Source organism: Heliobacterium chlorum, assembly GCF_014502795.1.
Classification (GTDB): domain Bacteria; phylum Bacillota; class Desulfitobacteriia; order Heliobacteriales; family Heliobacteriaceae; genus Heliobacterium; species Heliobacterium chlorum.
The window spans coordinates 1-3947 of the sequence record NZ_JACVHF010000064.1; the positions used below are offsets into that span (position 1 = coordinate 1).

The window sequence follows — 3947 nt, forward strand, 5'->3', positions numbered from 1 at the left end:
TAAAATAATCTTGCCTATTTGCCACTTTTCTTTAGTTTAATTTGTTAGAGGCGCATAGTAGGGGTGTCGAATGTGCGTTAGAAGCGAGGTGGCCCGTATATGGCATGGACCTATCTAGTTATCGCGGGGATCTTCGAGGTGGTGTGGGCCATCGGGCTCAAATATTCCCAAGGGTTTACCCGGCTATATCCGTCTTTGATCACGGCGGCAGGGATGGCTGTTAGTTTTTATTTTCTAGCCCTGGCGTCGAAGACCCTGCCGATCGGGACCGCTTATGCCGTATGGACAGGCATCGGGGCAGTCGGCGCTGTCATCCTGGGAATCGTCCTTTTTCAAGAACCTCGAGACTTCCCTCGAATGGTCTTTCTTGCGATGATTCTTATAGGGATTATTGGACTGAAATTTACCAGTGCGAGTTCCTAAGTACCCTTTATCGATGAAGGAGCCTTGTAGAAACAATTGCGAATTTTATAGGGTTCACTTACTTTGAGATAGATTTAATGCTAAACTTAAAAAATACAATGAAATATGACTTACAGAACGTGGGCCATAGAAAACGATCCCGGAAAGGTATTGCCATGCATATCTTTCCGGGTCGTTATTTTTACTCTCAAGAAAAAATAGAAAAAGACGTAAGGAACAATTACCGGAAGATATTGCACTAAATGCCGCAAAAAGTGAGGAACCAAAGATGACACAATCAGATGATAAAAAAGCACATGAAAACACAATAACCGGTATCTACTACGCCTTGGCTGCCTATTTATTATGGGGCCTGCTGCCGCTTTACTGGAAGTCCCTCGAGGGGGTACCGGGGACGGAGATTTTGGCTCACCGGATAGCCTGGTCTTTCGTCTTTGTCATGGCCGTCTTGTTTGTTACGGGACGGTGGGGGAAAATGAAGGAGGCTCTTCGTGAGAAAAACAACCGGATGCGGCTCATCGCGGGATCGCTGCTCATCAGTGTGAACTGGTTTGTTTACATATGGGCCGTCAACAACGGTCACATGGTTGAAGCTAGCCTCGGCTACTATATAAATCCGTTGTTCAACGTGGCCGTTGGGGTGGCTTTTCTGCGAGAGCGACTGAGCCGGGCCCAAGTCGCCGCCATCGTTCTAGCAGCCATGGGTGTACTCTTTCTGACAGTAAACTTTGGACAAGTTCCGTGGATCGCCATGACCCTAGCGATCAGTTTCACCTTGTACGGTATGGTTAAAAAAAAGGTCCATTTAGAGCCGATGGTGGGCTTGGCCATAGAGACGGCCGTTGTCACACCATTGGCGCTTATGTATTTACTCTTCCTTCAAGGGACCGGGGCAGCCTCCTTAACGAATGGTTCTTTGTTGACCGTGATCCTTTTACTCGGTGCCGGGGTGGCTACGGCCATGCCCCTTGTCTGGTTTGCCCAGGGAGCCCAACGTATTCCCCTGTCTACGATGGGGTTTATCCAGTACCTGTCACCGACGATAAGCCTCCTCTTAGGAGTTTTTCTCTTTCATGAGAAATTTACCTCTGTTCATCTCATCAGTTTCGCTTTCATCTGGTCGGGATTGGTAGTCTACTCACTGTCTCATTTGAAACAGATGAGAGACTCAAAAAGAGAGAACGTCAGATAACCTCTCTGGGGACTATCCGCGATAACTCAGGCCCTTCGAAAGGTTTCACAGTAAAATAGGGCTCTCAATAATTGAAAGTCAAAACCCTTGCCAACTTTAAGCAAGGGCTCTCCTTCGATGAAATTACAAGCTTCATCATAGCCCGTGACCTCCGGTCACGGGTATTTTATTTTCTTTCATAAATGTTTCCAGATGGCATCACCCATGTGGCTCCGACTTCTTGCATAACGACGTGGTCTAGTTGTCCTGATGCTGCATTTAAAAAGCGATGAAGGGGCTCTTCCATGGGCTCTTGGGACAACTTAAAGGTGCTGAAATGCATGGGGATCACATACTTGGCGCCGATTTCCTCGACCATCTGCCAGGCTTGCTCCGGTGTCGCATGTCTGGCTTCAAACGGTTTTGGGGAATAGGCACCGATACCAACGATGGCAAGATCGATCGGAATGCCTGCTAGCTGCGCTTTAAATTGTTGTGTATAGGCGCTATCGGCACCGTAGAAGATATTTACCCCGTTTTTCGACAGTAAAAAGCTATTGGCTTCCATCTCTTTGTACCAAGGCAATCGTGCGCCCCAGTGTTTGCCTTCGATCGCACGAACCAGGACTCCGGAAAGTTCCCGTTCTTCGCACCAGTGCATTTCAATGACGGACTTAAACCTAAGCCGTCGCCACAGACGAAGAGTGCCTCTGGCCGTAACGGCAATCGTGTGTGGAGATTGCACTTTTCTCAAAGTAGGATAGTCAAAATGGTCCGTGTGAGCATGAGAAACGAGAAGGAGATCGACAGGACCGAGTTCTGCTGCCGTCAAGGCAGGTGGATTGAACCGTCTAGGTCCGAACGTCGAATTTCCTAAGGGCGTGATGCCGATTCGATTTTCCAAGGCCGGATCAATCAGAATTCGAGTACCAAAAAAGTTCATAAGAAAGGTTGCGTGGCCGAGCCAAGAAAGGGTGAGATTTTCCTTCGACCAGCTTTTTGGATCGGGGTGTAAATGCATAATTGATTCTTTTACCTCGCATATCGAAAAATTATTAAGGATTTCAGTGGACCACAGAAGTCATCCTAAGAGAAGAGCCCTTTACGTATCATATCGTCGATGAAAAGGCGATTCATGAGCTATAGAAACCAATGAGTTCTTCGTTCAAAAAGCGATCGGATGGGCACTTTGGACGTGATTCAATCGGATGACCTTAGTATAGCCGACGAATATGTTTATTTTGTGATCCTTATGTGAACGTTTGATGTACGTCACAGATTATCGCCCTGTAAGGCATAAAAAAGTCCAGGATGCTCAATCCTGGCTTCATGGTAAACTATAGTTCTTTGAATACTTCCGGCGGAATCGGCTGCGGCGGATAGCCAAGGGTTAATTGCGGGTCGTATTCTATCAGTATTGGGGAATAACCGATTAAAGGAAAGAACTGCGGCTTTTGTGCATATGGGGGTGGGGGTGTCAGTTTTTTGTCGTGACAACCTACTAGTGGCAACGAAATAGTAAGAGTGATGAACAACAGGATTGCTTTAGTGGCGTTTTTCATAGGGCAACACCACCGTTGATATGATTTACTGCTATGTTATGCGAAAAATATAACTTGTGGTACAAAAGCCTACAGAGCGGCCTATTTGTCCAATCTTTTCATTGGACACGTCATCTTTGCTCATAAATACCTAGTTATTTTTAGCAGAAAGGTTCCCAGCCCTGATAAAGTGAGAGGGAACAAGAGATGCTTCCTGGGCACCCTAACGCCAGGAGGTGATAGTAGTGCCCAACAATTACGATTTGACTTCTGTACCGGGTGGGCCTGTTGAAACAGAAAACAATCTGAATAAACAGAACCGGGAACAGAACAACGAAGTCGCTATGAAATTCCCGGGGTTGGAATCGAGTGAGGGACAGAGCAGAGTTTTGAAATAGTGGAGGAGTCATCATGCCGTTCATTCAACTCGAGGCAGGCAAGATAAGCACTGAACAGAAAGAAAAACTCATCGTTGGCTTAACCAAAGTGGCTAGCGAGACGTTAGGTATTGCCGAGGACAAGTTCATTGTTCTGCTTAAAGAGAATGAACTTGATAACTGGGGTACCGGCGGGAAAATGCTGAGTAAAGTATTAGGAAGGTAATGAAACAAAACAGCCCATAGGCTATACAGCCGGGCTGTTTTCCTCTTTTTCAGCTAAGAAATAGGGTCCCAGCGTCGCTTATCGACGGCAAAATTGTATACTTTCTTTGCCGGGCAGGATATTTCGTTTAAACGCACATTCGACACCCCTACTATGCGCCTCTAACAAATTAAACTAAAGAAAAGTGGCAAATAGGCAAGATTATTTTA

At 46.4% G+C, this 3947-nt stretch carries 6 protein-coding genes; 4 read left to right on the top strand and 2 right to left on the bottom strand.

Translation table 11 applies throughout. From position 1 onward, the window contains the following. The first annotated feature begins 99 nt into the window (after positions 1-99). Positions 100-423, top strand: coding sequence for a quaternary ammonium compound efflux SMR transporter SugE (sugE, locus tag H1S01_RS19670; RefSeq protein ID WP_188042084.1), 324 nt, complete (start codon positions 100-102; stop codon positions 421-423). 268 nt (positions 424-691) lie between these two features. Then, a complete protein-coding gene (gene rarD / locus H1S01_RS19675) occupies positions 692-1615 on the top strand; it encodes an EamA family transporter RarD (protein ID WP_188042085.1) in 924 nt (307 codons plus the stop codon). Between the two features lie 166 nt (positions 1616-1781). Here rarD and H1S01_RS19680 read toward each other — a convergent pair whose 3' ends face one another. Both H1S01_RS19680 and H1S01_RS19685 read right to left on the bottom strand, forming a co-directional pair. Next, positions 1782-2615, bottom strand: coding sequence for an MBL fold metallo-hydrolase (locus tag H1S01_RS19680; protein WP_188042086.1), 834 nt, complete (start codon positions 2613-2615; stop codon positions 1782-1784). A 316-nt stretch (positions 2616-2931) separates the two neighbouring features. Continuing rightward, the gene (locus H1S01_RS19685) at positions 2932-3156 is read right to left on the bottom strand and encodes a hypothetical protein (RefSeq protein ID WP_188042087.1); all 225 of its coding nucleotides are present in this window, start codon (positions 3154-3156) and stop codon (positions 2932-2934) included. A gap of 224 nt (positions 3157-3380) precedes the next feature. On the opposite strand from H1S01_RS19685, the gene H1S01_RS19690 reads away from it, so the two are divergent. Together H1S01_RS19690 and dmpI are read left to right on the top strand one after the other, a co-directional pair. Next, on the top strand, positions 3381-3533 hold the full coding sequence (locus H1S01_RS19690) for a hypothetical protein (RefSeq protein ID WP_188042088.1): 153 nt from the start codon (positions 3381-3383) through the stop codon (positions 3531-3533). Positions 3534-3546: 13 nt separating this feature from the next. Continuing rightward, positions 3547-3738: a 4-oxalocrotonate tautomerase DmpI gene (gene dmpI / locus H1S01_RS19695; protein ID WP_188042089.1), complete on the top strand. Its 192-nt coding sequence runs from the start codon at positions 3547-3549 to the stop codon at positions 3736-3738. Positions 3739-3947 lie beyond the last annotated feature (209 nt).